At 74.5% G+C, this 16,925-nt stretch carries 18 protein-coding genes; 7 read left to right on the forward strand and 11 right to left on the reverse strand.

Annotated features, from left to right (window positions below):
- Nucleotides 1-38: 38 nt before the first annotated feature.
- The 4 genes from AMK31_RS25300 to AMK31_RS25315 all read right to left on the reverse strand — a co-directional run bounded on the left by AMK31_RS25300 (nt 39) and on the right by AMK31_RS25315 (nt 3,134).
- Nucleotides 39-725, reverse strand: coding sequence for a response regulator (locus tag AMK31_RS25300; RefSeq protein ID WP_073942934.1), 687 nt, complete (start codon nt 723-725; stop codon nt 39-41).
- Nucleotides 722-1,963, reverse strand: coding sequence for a sensor histidine kinase (locus tag AMK31_RS25305; RefSeq protein WP_073942935.1), 1,242 nt, complete (start codon nt 1,961-1,963; stop codon nt 722-724). The genes AMK31_RS25300 and AMK31_RS25305 overlap by 4 nt, the downstream gene beginning before the upstream one ends.
- 62 nt (nt 1,964-2,025) lie before the next feature.
- Nucleotides 2,026-2,304 carry a PspA-associated protein PspAA gene (pspAA, locus tag AMK31_RS25310; protein WP_073942936.1) on the reverse strand — a complete coding sequence of 93 codons (279 nt, stop codon included), beginning with the start codon at nt 2,302-2,304 and terminating at the stop codon, nt 2,026-2,028.
- 23 nt (nt 2,305-2,327) lie between these two features.
- Complete coding sequence (locus AMK31_RS25315) at nt 2,328-3,134, reverse strand: PspA/IM30 family protein (RefSeq protein ID WP_241842721.1); 807 nt, start codon at nt 3,132-3,134, stop codon at nt 2,328-2,330.
- Nucleotides 3,135-3,416: 282 nt separating this feature from the next.
- Between AMK31_RS25315 and AMK31_RS25320 the strand changes: the two genes are divergently transcribed.
- The 3 genes from AMK31_RS25320 to AMK31_RS25330 all read left to right on the forward strand — a co-directional run bounded on the left by AMK31_RS25320 (nt 3,417) and on the right by AMK31_RS25330 (nt 6,054).
- Nucleotides 3,417-4,055, forward strand: a complete 639-nt coding sequence (locus AMK31_RS25320; RefSeq protein WP_198948574.1) for a DUF3043 domain-containing protein — start codon at nt 3,417-3,419, stop codon at nt 4,053-4,055.
- 83 nt (nt 4,056-4,138) lie between these two features.
- Nucleotides 4,139-4,876, forward strand: coding sequence for a class I SAM-dependent methyltransferase (locus AMK31_RS25325; protein WP_073942938.1), 738 nt, complete (start codon nt 4,139-4,141; stop codon nt 4,874-4,876).
- Between the two features lie 83 nt (nt 4,877-4,959).
- Complete coding sequence (locus AMK31_RS25330; protein WP_073942939.1) at nt 4,960-6,054, forward strand: S1C family serine protease; 1,095 nt, start codon at nt 4,960-4,962, stop codon at nt 6,052-6,054.
- 52 nt (nt 6,055-6,106) lie between these two features.
- On the opposite strand, the gene AMK31_RS25335 is transcribed toward AMK31_RS25330, so the two are convergent.
- Entirely contained in the window at nt 6,107-6,325 is a 219-nt protein-coding gene (locus tag AMK31_RS25335; protein ID WP_073942940.1) for a hypothetical protein, read from the reverse strand.
- A gap of 112 nt (nt 6,326-6,437) precedes the next feature.
- On the opposite strand from AMK31_RS25335, the gene AMK31_RS25340 reads away from it, so the two are divergent.
- Nucleotides 6,438-7,646 carry a bifunctional adenosylcobinamide kinase/adenosylcobinamide-phosphate guanylyltransferase gene (locus AMK31_RS25340; RefSeq protein WP_073942941.1) on the forward strand — a complete coding sequence of 403 codons (1,209 nt, stop codon included), beginning with the start codon at nt 6,438-6,440 and terminating at the stop codon, nt 7,644-7,646.
- Between the two features lie 21 nt (nt 7,647-7,667).
- On the opposite strand, the gene AMK31_RS25345 is transcribed toward AMK31_RS25340, so the two are convergent.
- Nucleotides 7,668-8,711: a class I SAM-dependent methyltransferase gene (locus tag AMK31_RS25345; RefSeq protein ID WP_073942942.1), complete on the reverse strand. Its 1,044-nt coding sequence runs from the start codon at nt 8,709-8,711 to the stop codon at nt 7,668-7,670.
- Nucleotides 8,712-8,891: 180 nt separating this feature from the next.
- On the opposite strand from AMK31_RS25345, the gene cobT reads away from it, so the two are divergent.
- Both cobT and AMK31_RS40715 read left to right on the forward strand, forming a co-directional pair.
- On the forward strand, nt 8,892-9,980 hold the full coding sequence (gene cobT, locus AMK31_RS25350) for a nicotinate-nucleotide--dimethylbenzimidazole phosphoribosyltransferase (RefSeq protein ID WP_073942943.1): 1,089 nt from the start codon (nt 8,892-8,894) through the stop codon (nt 9,978-9,980).
- Between the two features lie 101 nt (nt 9,981-10,081).
- Nucleotides 10,082-10,816 carry a hypothetical protein gene (locus AMK31_RS40715; protein ID WP_158074549.1) on the forward strand — a complete coding sequence of 245 codons (735 nt, stop codon included), beginning with the start codon at nt 10,082-10,084 and terminating at the stop codon, nt 10,814-10,816.
- On the opposite strand, the gene AMK31_RS25360 is transcribed toward AMK31_RS40715, so the two are convergent.
- Entirely contained in the window at nt 10,720-11,484 is a 765-nt protein-coding gene (locus AMK31_RS25360; protein ID WP_073942944.1) for a hypothetical protein, read from the reverse strand. The two genes, AMK31_RS40715 and AMK31_RS25360, sit on opposite strands and share 97 nt — an antisense overlap.
- A gap of 63 nt (nt 11,485-11,547) precedes the next feature.
- Between AMK31_RS25360 and AMK31_RS25365 the strand changes: the two genes are divergently transcribed.
- Nucleotides 11,548-12,351 (forward strand): adenosylcobinamide-GDP ribazoletransferase, encoded by an 804-nt coding sequence (locus tag AMK31_RS25365; RefSeq protein WP_073942945.1) that lies wholly within the window; start codon nt 11,548-11,550, stop codon nt 12,349-12,351.
- Nucleotides 12,352-12,373: 22 nt separating this feature from the next.
- Here the strand turns inward: AMK31_RS25365 and AMK31_RS25370 are convergent, their stop codons facing one another.
- From AMK31_RS25370 to pelF, 4 genes are read right to left on the reverse strand one after another with little or no spacing between them, the layout of a single operon-like run.
- Nucleotides 12,374-13,183 carry an endo alpha-1,4 polygalactosaminidase gene (locus AMK31_RS25370; RefSeq protein ID WP_073942946.1) on the reverse strand — a complete coding sequence of 270 codons (810 nt, stop codon included), beginning with the start codon at nt 13,181-13,183 and terminating at the stop codon, nt 12,374-12,376.
- Nucleotides 13,180-13,842 (reverse strand): spherulation-specific family 4 protein, encoded by a 663-nt coding sequence (locus AMK31_RS25375; RefSeq protein WP_073942947.1) that lies wholly within the window; start codon nt 13,840-13,842, stop codon nt 13,180-13,182. Before AMK31_RS25375 ends, AMK31_RS25370 begins: the two co-directional genes overlap by 4 nt.
- Nucleotides 13,839-15,365, reverse strand: a complete 1,527-nt coding sequence (locus AMK31_RS25380; RefSeq protein ID WP_073942948.1) for a hypothetical protein — start codon at nt 15,363-15,365, stop codon at nt 13,839-13,841. Before AMK31_RS25380 ends, AMK31_RS25375 begins: the two co-directional genes overlap by 4 nt.
- Entirely contained in the window at nt 15,362-16,858 is a 1,497-nt protein-coding gene (pelF, locus tag AMK31_RS25385) for a GT4 family glycosyltransferase PelF (RefSeq protein WP_073943052.1), read from the reverse strand. The genes AMK31_RS25380 and pelF overlap by 4 nt, the downstream gene beginning before the upstream one ends.
- Nucleotides 16,859-16,925 lie beyond the last annotated feature (67 nt).

Raw genomic sequence — 16,925 nt, forward strand, 5'->3', positions numbered from 1 at the left:
TGCGGCGCATACTGCGGGTGGAGTACCGCCCGTGGCGGTCACTCCACCCTTGGACGTACCAGCCCGGACTCGTAGGCGATGACCACCAGCTGGGCCCGGTCGCGGGCGCCCAGCTTGGCCATGGCCCGGTTGACGTGCGTCTTCACGGTGAGCGGGCTGACCTGGAGGCGTTCGGCGATCTCGTCGTTGGAGTGGCCGCCGGCGACCTGGACCAGCACCTCGCGCTCGCGGACGGTGAGGGCGTCCAGCCGCTCGGAGCGGGCCTGGTCGTGGTCGCCGTCCGCGCCGTCGCCGCCCTGGGCGAGGAAGCGGGCGATCAGGCCCTTGGTGGCGGCCGGGGAGAGCAGGGCCTCCCCGCCGGCGGCGACCCGGATCGCGTTCAGCAGCTCCTCCGGTTCGCTGCCCTTGCCGAGGAAGCCGGCGGCGCCCGCGCGCAGGGACCGCACCACGTAGTCGTCGACCTCGAACGTCGTCAGGATGACGATGCGGACGTGGGCGAGCGCCGGGTCCGCGCTGATCTCGCGGGTGGCGGCGAGCCCGTCGGTGCCGGGCATGCGGATGTCCATCAGGACGACGTCGGGCCCGTGCTCCTTGGCCAGCCGCACCGCCTCGGCACCGTCCGAGGCCTCGCCGACGACCTCCATGTCGGGCTCGGAGTCGACCAGCACCCGGAAGGCGCTGCGGAGCAGTGCCTGGTCGTCGGCGAGCAGGACGCGGATGGTCATGCGGGCCCCCTTTCGGCGGTGGCGCGGTGCCCTTCGGCGGTGTTCCGGGGCTCGACCGGCAGGATCGCATGGACGCGGAAACCGCCGCCGTAGCGGGGGCCGGTGGTGAGGGTGCCGCGCAGGGCGGTGACGCGCTCCCGCATGCCGAGCAGGCCGTGGCCGCCGCCGGCCGACGGGCGGTCGGTGTCGCCGGTGCCGTCGTCGAGGACGGTGATCTCGATGTTCCGTCCCACGCGGACGACGCTGACCTCGGCCTTCGCCGCGGTGCCGGCGTGCTTCTGGACGTTGGTGAGGGCTTCCTGGATGACCCGGTAGGCGGCGAGGTCGACGGCGGCGGGCAGGGCGGTGCCGTGGTCGGTGCGGGCGACCTCTACGCGGAGGCCGGCGTTGCGGAAGGTGCCGACGAGTTCGTCGAGGCGGTCCAGGCCGGGGGCGGGCTCGGTGGGGGCCTCGGGGTCACCGGACTGGCGGAGCAGGCCGACGGTGGCGCGCAGCTCGTCGAGGGCGGAGCGGCTGGCCTCGCGGACGTGGGCGAGGGCTTCCTTGGCCTGGTCGGGACGCCGGTCCATGACGTGCGCGGCGACCCCGGCCTGCACGTTGACCAGGGCGATGTGGTGGGCGACCACGTCGTGCAGGTCGCGGGCGATGCGCAGGCGTTCCTCGGCGACCCGGCGGCGGGCCTCCTCCTCGCGGGTGCGTTCGGCGCGTTCGGCGCGTTCCCGGATGGCCTGGACGAAGGCGCGGCGGCTGCGCACGGCGTCCCCGGCGGTGGCGCCGATGCCGGTCCAGGCGAAGATCGCCAGGTTCTCCTGGGCGTACCAGGGCAGCGGGCCGCTGAGCATGGCGGCGCCGGTCAGCACGGTCATGGTGAGCAGGCCGACCCGCCAGGTGGTGGGGCGGTCGGTGCTGGCGGCGACGGTGTAGAGGGCGATCACCGCGGCCATCGCGACGGGGGTGCGGGGGTCGCCGGTGACGAACTCGACGAGGGAGAGGCCGCCGGTGACGGCCAGGACGAGAAGGGGGGCGCGGCGGCGGAACACCAGGGCCGACGCCGCGAGCACCATCAGGACCAGGCTGAGCACGTCGGGGCTGTGCAGGCCCCAGGTGACGCCGTCGTCGCCGTGCGGGTCGACGAAGGAGCCGGCGACCATGCAGAGCAGCACTCCCGCGGCCAGCGCCGCGTCCAGCGCCATGGGGTGGGCCTTGAGTCGGTGCCGGGCGCGTTCGAGGGTGCTCACGGTGGTCCACCGTAGCCCGGCGGCGGGCTGGCCCGGCCGGGGACGGCGGTCCCCGGTGGCGGTCAGTCGGGGATCAGGCCGTCCTCGGCGAGCATCTCCCGGACCTCGTCCAGGGTCGCCTCGGGGGACGGGAGGATGAGCTCGGAGGGTTCCAGGGAGTCGTCGGGCAGGGGCGTGCCGAGCTCCCGGACCCGGTCCAGGAGGGCGCTCAGGGTGCGGCGGAAGCCGGGGCCGTCGCCCTGTTCCATCTCGGCGAGCAGGTCGTCGTCCAGCTTGTTCAGCTCGGCGAAGTGGCTGTCGGCCAGCTCCACCTGCCCCTCCCCCATGATCCTCACGATCATGTCGCCCTCCTCGGCGTGGGCCCCTACTGCTTGTCGAACCTCGGGGTGTCCTGCGGCTGCTGCCGGTCCTGCTGCCGGCCCTGGCCGCCCTCGATGGCCTGCTGGCCACCCGTCGTGCCTCCCCCAGTGCCAATAGCCTGGGAGGTGCCCCCAGCCAGCTCCGCCTTCATGCGCTGCAGTTCCAGCTCTACATCCGTACCACCGGAGAGCCGGTCCAGCTCGGCCTGGATGTCGTCCTTCGCCATGCCGGAGGGGTCGTCGAGGGCGCCGGAGGCGAGCAGTTCGTCGATGGCGCCGGCGCGGGCCTGGAGCTGGGCCGTCTTGTCCTCGGCGCGCTGGATGGCCAGGCCGACGTCGCCCATCTCCTCGGAGATGCCGGTGAAGGCCTCGCCGATGCGGGTCTGTGCCTGGGCCGCGGTGTAGGTCGCCTTGATCGTCTCCTTCTTCGTACGGAAGGCGTCGACCTTGGCCTGGAGGCGCTGGGCCGCGAGGGTGAGCTTCTCCTCCTCGCCCTGGAGCGTCGCGTGCTGGGTCTCCAGGTCGGTGACCTGCTGCTGGAGGGCGGCGCGGCGGGACAGCGCCTCGCGGGCCAGGTCCTCGCGGCCCAGCGCGAGCGCCTTGCGGCCCTGGTCCTCCAGCTTGGAGGACTGCTGCTGCAGCTGGTTGAGCTGGAGTTCCAGACGCTTGCGGGACGTGGCGACGTCCGCGACACCGCGGCGCACCTTCTGGAGCAGCTCCAGCTGCTTCTGGTACGAGTAATCGAGGGTCTCGCGCGGGTCCTCGGCCCGGTCAAGGGCCTTGTTCGCCTTCGCGCGGAAGATCATCCCCATACGCTTCATGACACCGCTCATGGGCTTCGCGCGCCCCCTTCTGACCGACTCCGGCTCCAGCTCTGCGACAGAACCCACAGTACGGGCCCTGCATCCATTACCGCACTGTTCGGGGACGGATGCGCTCATCCCCAAGGACGACTGGGGACGGTCCCGCTCCGGCGTAGGGAGTAGGTGGTCCCCCGGTACGCCCCCGAGTGCCCACCAGGGGTCCGGGGCGTACGCATCGTCCCCTCTGTCCCCTTACAGACGACTGGTGTTGCCGGATCGTTCCCCGCGGGGCTGGGGTCCAACCCCGGGCACCCCGTACCCTTGGGTTTTGTGTTCCGTAGCCGTGCCAAGGAAGAGAAGGCCACCGTCGCCGACAACGCGCAGGTGAACCTCTCCAAGCAGCCCCGTGACCCGCAGGCCCCCAAGGGCCGCCCCACGCCCAAGCGCAGCGCCGCCCAGTCGCAGCGCCGCAGCGTGGCCAATACGCCGACGACGCGCAAGGAGGCCGCCAAGCGCCAGCGCGAGGAGCGGCGGGCCGCCCTGGAGCGGCAGCGTCAGGCGCTGGCTGGCGGTGACGAGCGGTATCTGCCGGCCCGCGACAAGGGGCCGATCCGCCGGTTCGCGCGCGACTTCGTCGACTCGCGGTTCAACATCGCGGAGTTCTTCCTGCCGATGGCCGTCGTCATCCTGGTGCTGAGCATGATCCGGGTGCCGGCGCTGCAGAACATCGCGCTGCTGCTGTGGCTCGTGGTGATCGTCCTGATCGTGCTGGACTCGATCGTCACCGGTGTCCGGCTGAAGAAGCGGCTGAACGAGCGCTTCCCCGACGACAACAAGCGCGGCGCCGTCGCCTACGCGCTGATGCGCTCCCTCCAGATGCGCCGGCTCCGGCTGCCCAAGCCGCAGGTCAAGCGCGGGGAGCGGCCCTGAGCGCTGCGTCGTTCTCCGGGAGCGCGGCCGACGCCCGGCTCGGTGAGGCGGGCGGTCTGCGCGAAGTCGTACGACAGGAGCTGGTGGCCCGGCAGCTCGAGGAGCAGATAGCCGGGCGGTTCCCGGTCGGGCAGCGGCTGCGGGTGCTCGACGTGGGGATGGGCCGGGGCACCCAGGCGCTGCGGCTGGCCCGGGCCGGGCACCAGGTCACCGGCCTGGAGCAGGACCCGGCGATGATCTCCGCGGCGCGTGAGGCGCTGTCCGGCGAGCCCGAGGGCATCCGGGAGCGGATGCGGATCATCGAGGGGGACGGCCGGGAGACCGGTGTGCACTTCCTGCCCGGCAGCTTCGACGTGGTGCTCTGTCACGGGGTGCTGATGTACGTCGAGGAGCCCGATCCGCTGCTGGCGGGGCTGGCCCGGGTGCTCGCGCCGGGCGGGCTGCTGTCGCTGGTGGTGCGCAACGGGGACGCGCTGGCGATGCGGCCGGGGCTGTCCGGGGACTGGGCGGGGGCGCTGGCCGCCTTCGACACCACCACGTACCTGCCCCACGCCCGGACGGACTCGGCCACCGGGACCCCGGTGCGTCCCGGGCCCGAGGCGCGAGCCGACCGGCTGAGCGCGCTGACCTCCACCCTGGCCGGGATCGGGGCACCGCTGCACGCCTGGTACGGGGTGCGGGTCTTCACGGACACGGTCGCGGACGGCGTCGAGCCGCCCGCCGATCCGCGGGCGCTGCTGGCGGCGGAGGAGCGGGCCGGGCGGACGGACCCGTACCGGGGCGTCGCGGCGCTGCTGCACCTGTGCGGGGTGCGCGGCTAGACAGGCCCTGGACACCCCCTGGCGGTCTCCCGTTCGGGTGAGCACCAGGGGCCGGGCGGACGCGCCGCCACCACACTCGGGGCATGGACGCTTCCCGTAGGCCCCTGGTGCGCCGCGCCGTTCTCTGCCTCCTGCCGTTCGTCCTGCTCGCGGGCTGCTCGCTCGCCGGGTCCACGTCGTCCTCGTCGTCCTCGTCGCCCTCGTCGCCTTCCGCCGGGAGGGACCTGCCGGACACGGAGCAGGCGGCCGTGCCCGGGGCGGACGATCTGGAGAGCGACTACCGGAAGGTGATCCGGGACGTCCTGCCGTCGGTGGTGCAGATCCAGGCCGGCGACGAACTCGGCTCGGGAGTCGTCTACGACGGGAAGGGTCACATCGTCACCAACGCGCACGTCGTCGGCGACGGGAAGACCTTCCAGGTGACCACCGCCGGCAGCGAGACCCCCCTCACCGCCGAGCTCGTGTACTCGTACCCCCAGCAGGACCTCGCCGTCATCAGGCTGGAGCGGGTGCCGGACGGGCTGAAGGCCGCCAGGTTCGGGGACTCCGCCGAGGTCGGGGTGGGGCAGATCGTGCTGGCCATGGGGTCACCGCTCGGACTGGCGTCGAGCGTGACGCAGGGCATCGTCTCGGCGACCGGGCGGACCGTCACCGAGGGCGGCACCGGCGGTGGCACGGGCGCCACCCTCGCCAACATGGTGCAGACGTCCGCGGCGATCAACCCCGGCAACAGCGGCGGCGCCCTGGTCGACCTCCGCGGCGAGGTCGTCGGCATCCCGACGCTCGCCGCCGCCGACCCGCGCGCCGGCAACGCGGCCGCCGGCATCGGGTTCGCCATCCCGGCGTCGACGGTGAAGGCGGTCGCCGGCCAGATCGTCGAGCAGGGCCGGGTCACCCACTCGGGGCGGGCGGCGCTCGGCATCACCGGCCGTACGCTCGTCGACGCGGACTACCAGGCCGTCGGGGTCGCGGTCGTGGAGGTCCAGCGCGACGGGGCGGCCGACGAGGCGGGCATCCGGCCCGAAGACGTCATCACCGGTCTGGGTGACACGGACGTCACCACCATCACCTCACTCGCCGAGGCGCTGGCCGCGCGGCAGCCGGGCGACCGGACGACGGTGACGTTCCGGCGGGGCGACGCGGAACGGACGGCGGACGTCACGCTCGGCGAGCAGTGAGCGGGCGGGGCGGCCGGGTGGTGCGTGCCGCCCCGCGGTGCCTACGACGTGGCTACGACGCCGCTTCCTCCGCGTGCAGGCTCATCGGACCGTAGATCTCCGTGCCGTCCTCGAACAGCCGCACCTGGTCCGCGCCTCCTTCGAGCAGGTCCTTCCAGTGCTCGCCGATCCACGACTCGGCGTCCCCCTGCGTGGTGAACTCCTCGGGCTGCACCGCGGGCTGGACCTCCGTCCCGTCGGCCTTCTCGAACCGCCACGTCCATGCCGCCATGTACGCCTCCCAGCTGTCAGCACAAGCAGAGCGCGGCCGGATCTTGGTCCGGCTCCTGTCCCGAGCCTAACCGGGCGCGCAAGACCTGCGGCGGCACGCGAAAATCGGGTCCGTGGAACTGACTCTGCTCGGCACCGGTGCCCCCGCGGGACTGCCCCGCCCCGACTGTCCCTGCGCGGCCTGCGCGACCGCGCTCGGACCGGACGCGCGGGCGGCCACCGCGCTGCTCGTGGACGGGGTGCTGCTGCTGGATCTGACGCCGGGCGCGGCGTTCGCGGCGGCGCGGGCGGGCCGGTCGCTGGGCGGCGTACGGCAGGTGCTGCTGTCGCATCCGCACGACGGGCCCGCCGTCGAGGTGCCGGCCGGGCTGCCGCAGCCCGGGCGGGTGCCGGACGGGCGGGAGCAGGCGCTGCCGACCGGGCACCGGGTGCGGGCGGTGGCGATGGACACGCCGGGCACCGGGTACGCGGTGACCGGGCCGGACGGGCACCGGCTGCTGTATCTGCCGCCGGGGGGCGCGCCGGCCGGGCTGGAGGAGGGCACCCCGCACGCGGAGCCGTACCACATGGTGCTGGCGGACGTGGTGGGGCGGCCGGACGCGCTGGCGCGGCTGCGGGCGGTCGGGGCGGTCGGGCCGACGACGGATGTCGTCGCCGTGCACATCGATCACGACGTGCCGCCGGGCGCCGAGCTGCGGCGGCGGCTGGCGGCGGCCGGGGCGACGGTGGTGCCGGACGGCACGACGCTGGTGGTGGGGGCGTACGAGGACGCGCCCCACGTGCCGCGGCGGACGCTGGTGCTGGGCGGGGCGCGGTCCGGGAAGTCGGTGGAGGCGGAGCGGCGGCTGGAGGCGTTCCCGGAGGTGCTGTACGTCGCCACCGGCGGGACGCGGGGCGGGGACACCGAGTGGGCGGCGCGGGTGGCGACGCACCGGGAACGGCGGCCGGGGTCGTGGCGGACGGTGGAGACGTGCGACCTGGTGCCGCTGCTGAAGGACGAGGGGCCGCCGCTGCTCATCGACTGTCTGTCGCTGTGGCTGACCTACGCGATGGACGCCGTCGGCGCGTGGGACGACGCGGAGTGGGCGAACGGGGGTGAGCGGGGGCTGCGGGAGCGGGTGCGGGAGCTGGCGGCGGCCGTGCGGGAGACCCGGCGGACGGTGGTCGCCGTGTCGAACGAGGTGGGTTCCGGGATCGTCCCGGCGACGGCGTCGGGGCGGCGCTACCGGGACGAACTGGGGCGGCTGAACGCGGCGGTCGCCGGGGAGTGCGAGCAGGTGCTGCTGGTGGTGGCGGGGCAGGCGATGGTGCTGCGGGGATGAGGCCGCGCGGGTGCGGCCGGGTCAGTCCAGGCGGGCGATGACCCGGTACGCGTTCGCGAACGGGGTGTGGCGCAGGAGGGGGGCCAGGGTGTGGTCCGCCGCCGTGGTCGCCGCCGTCAGCGGGGCCGCCGCTCCGGCGAGGACCGCGCGCGTCGCGCGCTGGATGTCCGTCGGCGGGATGGGACGCCAGGGGGCGTCGGGGGACGGCAGCAGCCGGGTGAGGACGAGGGAGGTCGCGGCGGACAGGTCGTCGGGGGAATGGACGCTGTCCGTTCGTACGACCGTGCAGCCCCGGGCCTCCAGTTCCGCGTGGAGGTTGGCCGGCGGGACGAGGTGGAGGTGGTGGGGCTGGGTGTGGTGCAGCCACCATCTGCCCAGGACCTTCGCGAACACGCTCGTCGGGTCGGGGAGTTCGATCAGGATGCGGCCGCCGGGGCGGAGCAGGCCGAGCGCCGCGTGCAGGTCGGCCCGGGGGTCGGGGCCGCGGTCCAGTCGGTGCAGGACGCTGACGACGTCGTAGCGGCCGCGGAGCCGGTCGGTGACGGTCCGGGTCGTCAGGTCGCCGACGTACGCCTCCTCGACGCGCCCCTGCTCGCGGGCCGTCAGGACGCGCGGGGTGGGGTCCAGTCCGTCGAACGCGGTGTACGGGAGGTATTCGCGCGCCACGTCCGGCAGGTCCCCGTCCGCCGTGCCCACGTCGAGCCAGCTCTCCGGCTCCCCGTACGGCAGCATCGCGCGGACGGTGGCGCGCAGCCGGCGCCGGGAGGGCCGGCCTCCGGGGGTGTCCTGCTGGGGGTAGCGGGCGTAGAACGCCAGGCCCTCGGGGGTCAGGCGGGGGTTCTGGAAGACGTGCGCGCAGTCCCGGCACTCGTCGACGCTGAAGGTGCCCGGTCTGTGCTGGAGGAGGTCGGGCGCGGAGAACCGGGTCCGCAGGGTCCGGGAGCCGCACCACGGGCAGTCCTCGCGGCGTGGTTCGTGGAACCGGTCGGTGCCGCGGGCGAGTTCGGCGAGGCAGGCGGCGCGGCGCCGGGCGGTCACCTGGGCGGCGGAGGGCGAGGACGGCATCGGTGGCTCCCGGGACGGGCACAAGCACGTACACGAACGCATCCATGCATACCCGTATACATACGCGTACACAGACAAAATGGAACGTATGGGATCGCGATCTTGGGTGCAACGACGTGGTGACCGCGTGGTGACCATGTGGCGCCGTCCGGTTCGACCGGTGCCGGTACTGTTCGGCGAATGAGCTCGCTTAATCTCGACGACTTCACCGATCTGATCGAGCGCCCCGACGGCGGGGTGCGCCGGGACGCCGAGGCGCGCCGGGAGCGTCGGATCGTGCCGCCCGGATCGCTGGGGCGCCTCGACGACCTGGGTGAGTGGCTGACCGCGGCGCAGGGCGTCGTACCGGTGCGGCCGGTCGAACATCCGCGGGTGGTGCTGTTCGCCGGTGACCACGGCATCGCGGAACGGGGCGTCTCGGCGCGGCCCGCGGGCAGTGCCCACGAGCTGGTGCGCGAGGTGCTGGAGGGCGCCCGTCCGGTGGCGGTGCTGGCCCGGCGGTCCGGGGTTCCGGTGCGGGTCGTGGACATGGCGCTGGACTGCGACCCGGGCACGCTCCCCGAGGACGTCGTACGGCACCGGGTGCGGCGCGGCAGCGGGCGGATCGACGTCGAGGACGCGCTGACCCCGGAGGAGGCGGAGGCCGCCTTCCTGGCCGGGGTGGCGGTGGCCGACGAGGAGGCCGACTCGGGCACGGACCTGGTGGTCCTCGGCGACATCAGCGTGGGCGGCACCACGGCCGCCGGTGTGCTCGTGGCCGCGCTGTGCGGGACGGACGCCTCGGTGGTGACCGGGCGGGGCGGGCTCGCGATCGACGACCTGGCGTGGATGCGCAAGTGCGCGGCGATCCGGGACGCGCTGCGCCGCGCCCGGCCGGTGCTCGGGGACCAGTTGCAGCTGCTGGCGACGGTCGGCGGCGCCGATCTGGCCGCGATGACCGGGTTCCTGCTGCAGAGCGCGGTCCGAAAGATGCCGGTGATCCTGGACGGGGTCGTCGCCGCCGCGTGTGCGCTGGTGGGCCAGCGGATCGCGTTCCGGGCGCCGGACTGGTGGCTGGCCGGGCACGACAGCGGGGAGCCGGGCCAGGCGAAGGCCCTGGACCGGATGGCGCTGGAGCCGCTGCTGAGCCACGGGGTGAAGGTCGGCGAGGGCGCGGGCGGCCTGCTGGCCCTGCCGCTGGTGCGGGCCGCGGCGGCGCTGGCGGCGGAGCTGCCCGAGAAGCCGGCGCCGGAACCGGAACCGGACGTGAAGGAACCGTCCGACGTCTGAAGGAACCATCCGACGTCTGGGGGAACCGTCCGACGTCTGAGCGAGCCAGGTCACGTCGGCCCGGCTGAACTTCTCCCGGTTCGGCGCGGTCTTCCCGGGCGATGAACACGCTCGTCCGCCACGCCCGCGCCGAATGGGGTCCGCTCTCCGCCACCCTGCGCGAAGCCCTGCTCCGACGGCGGGCGCGGGCCGTCCCGCTGACCGCCGCGGCGGTCTGCCTCACCGCCGTACTGCACGACGTGCACGGCCGGTCGTGGGGCTACGGGCTCGTGCAGAACCTCGGGACCGTGCGGGCCGAGGACCCGCTGTGGCTCGCCCTGCTGCGCACCCCGCTCTCCCTCTTCGTCCCGGCCCTGGACCTGCCGGCGTGGGGTGCCCTCGCGCAGATCCTGCTGGTGTTCGGCATCGCGGAGATCTGTCTCGGCCGCCGCCGCACGCTGGCCCTCGCCTACACCGCGACGCTCGCCGGGACGCTGTACGCCCGGCTCGGCGTCGCGCTCGGCCCGCACGCCCCGCTGGGGCTGCCCGCGGCGGACGCGCACGTCGTGGACACCGGGCCGTCGGCGGCCGTGGTGGGGCTCGCGGTGTACGTGGCCTGGCGGTACCGGGCGTATGTCACCGCCGGCGTGGTGATCGTGGCGATGGTGGCCGAGGTGCTGGTGAAGGCGAACCTGGCCGGCAAGGAGCATCTGGCGGCGATCGCCGCGGTGCTGGCGCTGTGCGCGGTGGAGGCGGTGCTTCAGCGGCGGTCCAGCTCGCGGGTGGCCGGTTCGTCGGGCGCGCCGCCGATCCAGTCCTGCACCCGGCGGGCGGGTCCGGTCCAGCGGCGGTCGTGATGGTACGCGCGCAGCTCGGCGCGGGCGCGGGCGTGCGGGCGGCGGGCGTAGAAGCGGCGGGCCCACAAGGAGCCGGGGCGGGCCAGGCGGAGCGCGCCGATCAGGGCGACGAACGGCACGATCGCGCCGAACAGGGCGGTGGGCAGCTTGCCCTTGATCAGGGCGACGAGGGAGAAGACGAAGTTCCCGACGACGGTGGCGATGACGGTGCCGCGGTCCTGGACCTCGTCCTGGTCGAGGTCGTTCACGCCGAACGGGGAGAACCCGGAGAGGACCAGGCCGACCACCGCGGCCGTCAGCACCACGACCTCGACGCTCCTGCGGCCCTCCTCGCTCCAGTAGACGTCGTTGAGGTGGAGGATCAGCGCGAACTCGTCGAGCACCAGCCCCGCGCCGATCCCGAAGATCACCGCGCACAGCGCCGGCCCGAGCCCTTCCCGTCCGCTGGCCACCGCCCCGAACCCGCCGATGACGACGAGCACGACCCCGGGCACGACGTGGTGGATGTGGAGCCCGCCCGCCTTCACGTTGCCGAAGGGGCCCTTGCCCGCCCGGATGAGACGGGTGACCAGCCGGGTGATCAGGAAGGTGAGCACGAAGGCGGTGAGGGCGAGCAGCAGGGGAAGTTTGCCGGGTTCGATGATGTTGCGCTCCAGCCACTGCACCATGTGTCCAAGTGTGGCGGGATTCCGCACCGGGCGCCGTCCGGACCGTCGCGTACTCTTCCGGGCGTGTCTTCCCCGATCTTGCCGCTTCCGCCGCTGCACGGCCTCCGCTTCGCCTTCGGCACGCTCACCGTCCTGCCGGTCCGGGTGACCCGCTGGGACCGGGAGGCCGCGCGGGGCGGGATGCTGTGCGCGCCGGTCGCCGGACTGGTCGTCGGCGTCCTCGCCGCGGCGGCCGGGGTGGCGCTCCTGCTGCTCGGCGCCGGTCCGCTGCTCGCCGCCGTGGCCTCCGCCGCCGTGCCGGCCGTGCTCACCCGGGGACTGCACCTGGACGGGCTGGCCGACACCGCCGACGGGCTGGGCAGCGGGAAGCCCGCCGAGGACGCGCTGCGGATCATGAAGCAGTCGGACATCGGGCCGTTCGGGGTGATCACCCTCCTCTTCGTGCTGCTGGCCCAGGTGGCCGCCCTCGCCGAGGCCTACGGCGGCTCCTGGGCGCGGGGTGCGCTCGCCGCCGTCGTCGCGGGCACCGCCGCCCGGCTGGCGCTCACCCTGGCGGCCCGCGCCGGGGTGCCGGCCGCCCGCCCGGACGGGCTGGGCGCGGCCGTCGCGGGGGTGGTGCCCCGGGGCGGGGCGCTGCTCGTGGGCCTCGGGGTGGCCGGGGCGGCGGCGGGCGCGGGTGCGGTCGCGGGGTCGTACGACCTCGGCCGTGCGGTTCTCGCGGCCGTCGCGGTGGTCCTCGCGGTCGCCGCGGCGGAACTGCTGCTGCGGCACTGTGTCCGCCGGTTCGGCGGGGTGACCGGCGATGTGTTCGGCGGGCTCGCCGAGACGGCGGCGACCACGGCGCTGGTGGTGCTGGCGCTCGGCTGAGGCCGGGGCCCGCCCTCGGGGCTCAGCAGGGCCGCCGCCACACCCCCAGCTCGTACTTCTTCAGCATGGAGCTGAGCCGCAGCCGCCGCGCCTCGGGGCAGAAGTCGCGCGTGGACAGCTCGTACTCCACGTGGAAGACGGCCTTGTCCGCCTCGACGAACGGGGTGAGGGTGTCGCACTCGTCGTACTGGGCGCACTGCTCGTTGACCGCGAAGTCGAAGTCGCCGACCAGCTCCGGGATCTGGTCCAGGTCGTTCTTCAGGCCCACGGCCATGCCCCGTTCGTGGACGAGCCGGGCGATCAGCCGGTTGTAGCGGAGCTGGTCGTCGGCGGTGAGCGGGAAGCCGGTGCGGTTGCGGTAGCCGTCCATGTTGTCCGGCTCCACCGCGTCGAAGCCCTTCTCGCGGCACATGTCGATCCGGGCCGCCATCAGCGGCTCCAGGACGTCGGTGCGGCGGATGTCGAGCCAGCGCTCCCCCTCCCAGCCGTTGCCCTCGCCCAGCACGGACTCCGGGAACTCGCCGGCGTCCGGGCGGAAGTCCTCCCAGGCGCCGGTGGACAGGTAGCAGATGACCTTTCGGCCCCGGTCGTGCAGATCGGCGACGGCGTCCGCGTCGTGGTCGAAGCCGTCGATGTCGTACACCGGCACGTCGACCGTCGGGTCGAGACGGCCGCTGAGCTGCCACTGCCAGGGGGTGCCGGGGCGCGGCTGCCAGCGCTGCCCGGACGGCCGGTCCGGACGGGCGGGACGGTCCGGCCGGTCCTCGGGGGCTGACGTACAGCCCGCGAGCAGCAGCAGAAGCAGGGCGAGCAGAGGGATCGGGCGTCTCACCGGGCGGGCTCCAGGGTGTGCGGCAACGTACCCCAGGGATGATCTCCCGTGCCGGGCACCGCGCAGTACACGGTCGCCCCCAGCTCCCGGGCCGGGCCCTCGACGTCGGCGCCCGGCGGGACCCCGTGGACGAGGTGGCACTGCCGCGCGCCCGCGCCTGGCCAGGGGCGCGGGGGCCGGGCGCGGTACGTCGCCCAGTCCCCCTCGAACGTGACGACGAGGTCGGCGATGCGGGCGTAGCCGGGGTGCGGCTCCGTGCCGTGGTTCAGGGCGACGGTGACACAGCCCGCCGCCCGGGCGGCGGAGGCCAGGCGGCGGTAGTGGGCGAACTCGCCGGGGCCCGTCGCGGCCTGGTCGAGGAAGACGCCGTCCGTGCCGTACCAGGCGCGGTGCCGTTCGAGGTCGCGGACCACGTCGGCGTACGGGCGGCGGCCGTAGTCGGTGTCGGCGTACCCGAGCACCCGCACTCCCCCAGAGGAGCCCCTTGCGGCCCGCAGCCGGGCGGCGACCCCGGCGAACGCCGGGTCGGGGGCGTCGCCGGGGCCGCCGGCCGGGTTGAGGACCACGCCGTAGAGGCTGGGCGCGGCCGCTACGACGGCGTCCCACTCGGCGGGGCGGACGGACGGGTGCTCGTAGTACGGGACCAGCAGGGTGCTCATCGGTGGGCGGTCGCCCTTCCCAGCAGGCCGCACACCAGGGCCACCAGTACGGCCGCGGCGACGCCGTGGACGGTCACGCCGACCCGGTGCGGATCGCCCGTGTGGGTCGCCAGCGCGAGGGTCTGGGCGAGGGCGGCCGTGCAGCACACCGCCGCCGCGCCGTGGATCGCGCCGAACGACTGCAGCAGCAGACCGGTCCAGAGCACCACCCCGAGCAGCAGCAGTCCCGCCAGGCGGACCCCGGTGACGGCCGGGGACCCCGGCCACAGGGCGGCGGCCGACAGGGCGAGGGCGGACAGGGCCGCCAGGTAGCCGGCCAGGCAGCGGACGACGGTCAGGACGGTGGTGCGCCGGAACGCGCGGGGCGTACTGGTGGAGCGCAGCCCGGCGAGGCTGCCGCTGCGGAAGCGGTACAGCAGCCACTCGGCGGGCCCCATGCTGAGGGTGAGCGCCACCGCCGCGGGTGCGGCGACCGCGCTGTGCGCCTGCCCGGCGAGCACGTCGCCGAGGGCCGCGTACAGCACGAGGACACCGCTCCCGAGGCCGAACAGCGCGTACGGCAGCGAGGCGGCGAGCCGGGGCCCGCCCGGCCGGTGCGCTGCGGGGCCGAACGACCCGAACGGCAGCAGCGCCGTCAGGCCCGCCGTCCAGCCGCCCTCCCCCAGCTCCCGCAGCGCGGGCGCCACCTCGAGCAGGGCGAGCGCGGCGACCACGGCCGGCGAGCCGAGCAGCAGGGTGAGCCGGGTCGCCTCGGGCACCTCGGTGACCAGGGCCGCCACCGCCCCGGCCGCCATCGGCAGCAGGGCGACGAGCAGTGCCTTCTCGCGGCCCAGGACCAGCAGGACGGTGGCCGCGCCGAGATAGCAGGACTGGCCGGCGGCGAAGGCGACCGCGGCCGGCTCGGCGGTGCCGGCGACGGCGAGCGCGGTCAGGGAGCCGAGCAGGGCGCCGAGGGGCGCGCCGACGAGGAGGCAGCGGCGGGCGGCCGAGCCGTCGCCGAGGCCGAGCCAGGAGTAGGCGCGGTGGGCGAGGCCCTGGTTCCAGGTCCAGCCGGTGAGGGCGCCCGCGAGCAGCGGGACCGTGCCGGCCGGGAGGCCGAAGTCGCCCTCCGGGCCGGCGAGGAGGGGGCCGCCGAGGACGTAGGCGAGGCCCGGCAGGGCGAACACCACGCCGCGCAGCAGACAGCCCAGCAGACCGGCCTGCCAGGGGTCGTGGACGGGCCCGTCGGGTTCGGGGTGGCGGCGCGGGACGCGCGTGTACAGCTCCTCGGCGAGGGCGAAGGAGTCCTTCACCCCGTACTGCTCGCGTATCCGGTCGTCGGAGAGGCCGTCGGACTCCAGCAGCGCGGCAATCTCGTCCGGGTGGACGGCGGCGCCTATGAAGTCGTCCAGGTTTTCGGCGAGTTCGTCGATGGGGTCGGGCCCGGCCCAGCGGGGGACGCGCTGCCTGGGGGCGCGCTGCCGCGGGACGGCGGGCACGCTGCCGGGGTGGGCGCCCGGGGGCAGCCGGACGTCTCCGCTCACCAGTCCGTCCCGTCCGTCGCCACGGCCGCGTACCAGGGGTCGCGCAGTTCGAGGGTCCAGTCGGCGACCGTCTCGACGGTCGGCTCGTACACCTCGGGGGCGCCCGCCAGCTCCTGGTAGATCGTGCGGAAGTGGTCCACGGAGCGGCGCAGGGTGAACCGGTCGATGACCCGCTGACGGCTCAACTCGCCCAGTGAACGGCGGCGTTCGCCGTCACGGAGCAGGGTGAGCGCGGCGGCGGCCATCTTCTCCGGCTCGCGCGGCGGGACCACCAGGCCGGTGTCGCCGACCGCCTCGCGCACTCCGCCGACGTCCGTCGACACCGTCGTACGGCCGCAGGACATGGCCTCGATGATGGAGAACGGGAAGCCTTCGGAGATGGAGGACAGCATCACCACGTGGCCGGCCGCGTAGGCGCGCCAGACCTCGCCGACGCGGCCCTCGAAGGTGAGGCCGTCGGTGACGCCGAGTTCGGCGGCGAGCTTCTCCAGCTTCGTCCGGTAGGCCTCGCCGCCGGGCGGGACCGGGCCGAACAGGCGCAGCCGGGTCTGCGGGATCTCGGCGCGGACCAGGGCGTAGGCGCGGATCAGGGTCTCCAGGTCCTTGATGGGGTCGACGCGGCCGCACCAGGTGAGGGTGGGGGTCTCGGGTTCGGGGCCGGCGTGCGGGAAGGCGGCCGGGTCGACGCCGTTGTAGACGGTGCGGATGCGGTGGGCGGCGGCGCCGCCGCGCTCCTCCCAGCGGCGGTTGTACTGGTTGCACGGCGTGATCAGGTCGGCCGAGCGGTAGCCGTGTGAAATGAGTTCACGGTAGAAGCCGAGCATGAACGCCTTCACCGGCCAGCGCTGGGCCTCGCGGCGGTAGCCGAGATAGCGCTCGCGCAGATAGATGCCGTGCTCGGTGAGCAGGAACGGCACACCGTCCAGGGCGCGGGCGGCGAGGGCGGGCAGGGTGGCGAGGCCGCTGCCCGTCGCGTGCGCCACGGAGTTCTCCGGTATCCGCGTCCCCAGCGGGCGCAGGGCGTGTTCCAGCAGGTCGGTGGCGGTCAACGCGTCGTGCACGGTGGGTCCGGCGGCCGCGGTCGGCAGATGCGGCATCGTCCATATCCACATCAGCGAGCGCAGCGCCGCCTCCGTGCGCAGCGCCGCCGCCAGCCGGCCGTCGCGGGCGAGGACGGCCAGCTCGGTCAGCGCCTCGCCGAAGTCGCAGGGCGACTCGGGGTCCAGGAACGACATCAGCAGCCGCTCGTAGGCGTCGACGAAGCGGCGGCGGGCCCTGCCGTACGGTGCCCGCCGGTGTCCCGGGCGCGGGCCCCAGGTCGGCACCGAGGTGTGCCGGCAGACGTTGGGCGGCAGCTCCCAGGTGACCGGTTCACGGCCGCTGCCGGTGAGCGAGACGATGTGGAAGTCGACCTCCGGCATGCCCTTGACGAGCTGGTCGCACCAGGTGCTGACGCCGCCGTGGACGTGCGGGTAGGTGCCTTCGGTGAGCATGGTGACGTGCAATGCCGCGCGCCTTCCCCCTGTTTGCGGATTCCGTGCGGGGAACTGCTGCCTCGTC

The sequence above is a fragment of the Streptomyces sp. TSRI0107 genome (assembly GCF_001905845.1).
GTDB lineage: Bacteria > Actinomycetota > Actinomycetes > Streptomycetales > Streptomycetaceae > Streptomyces.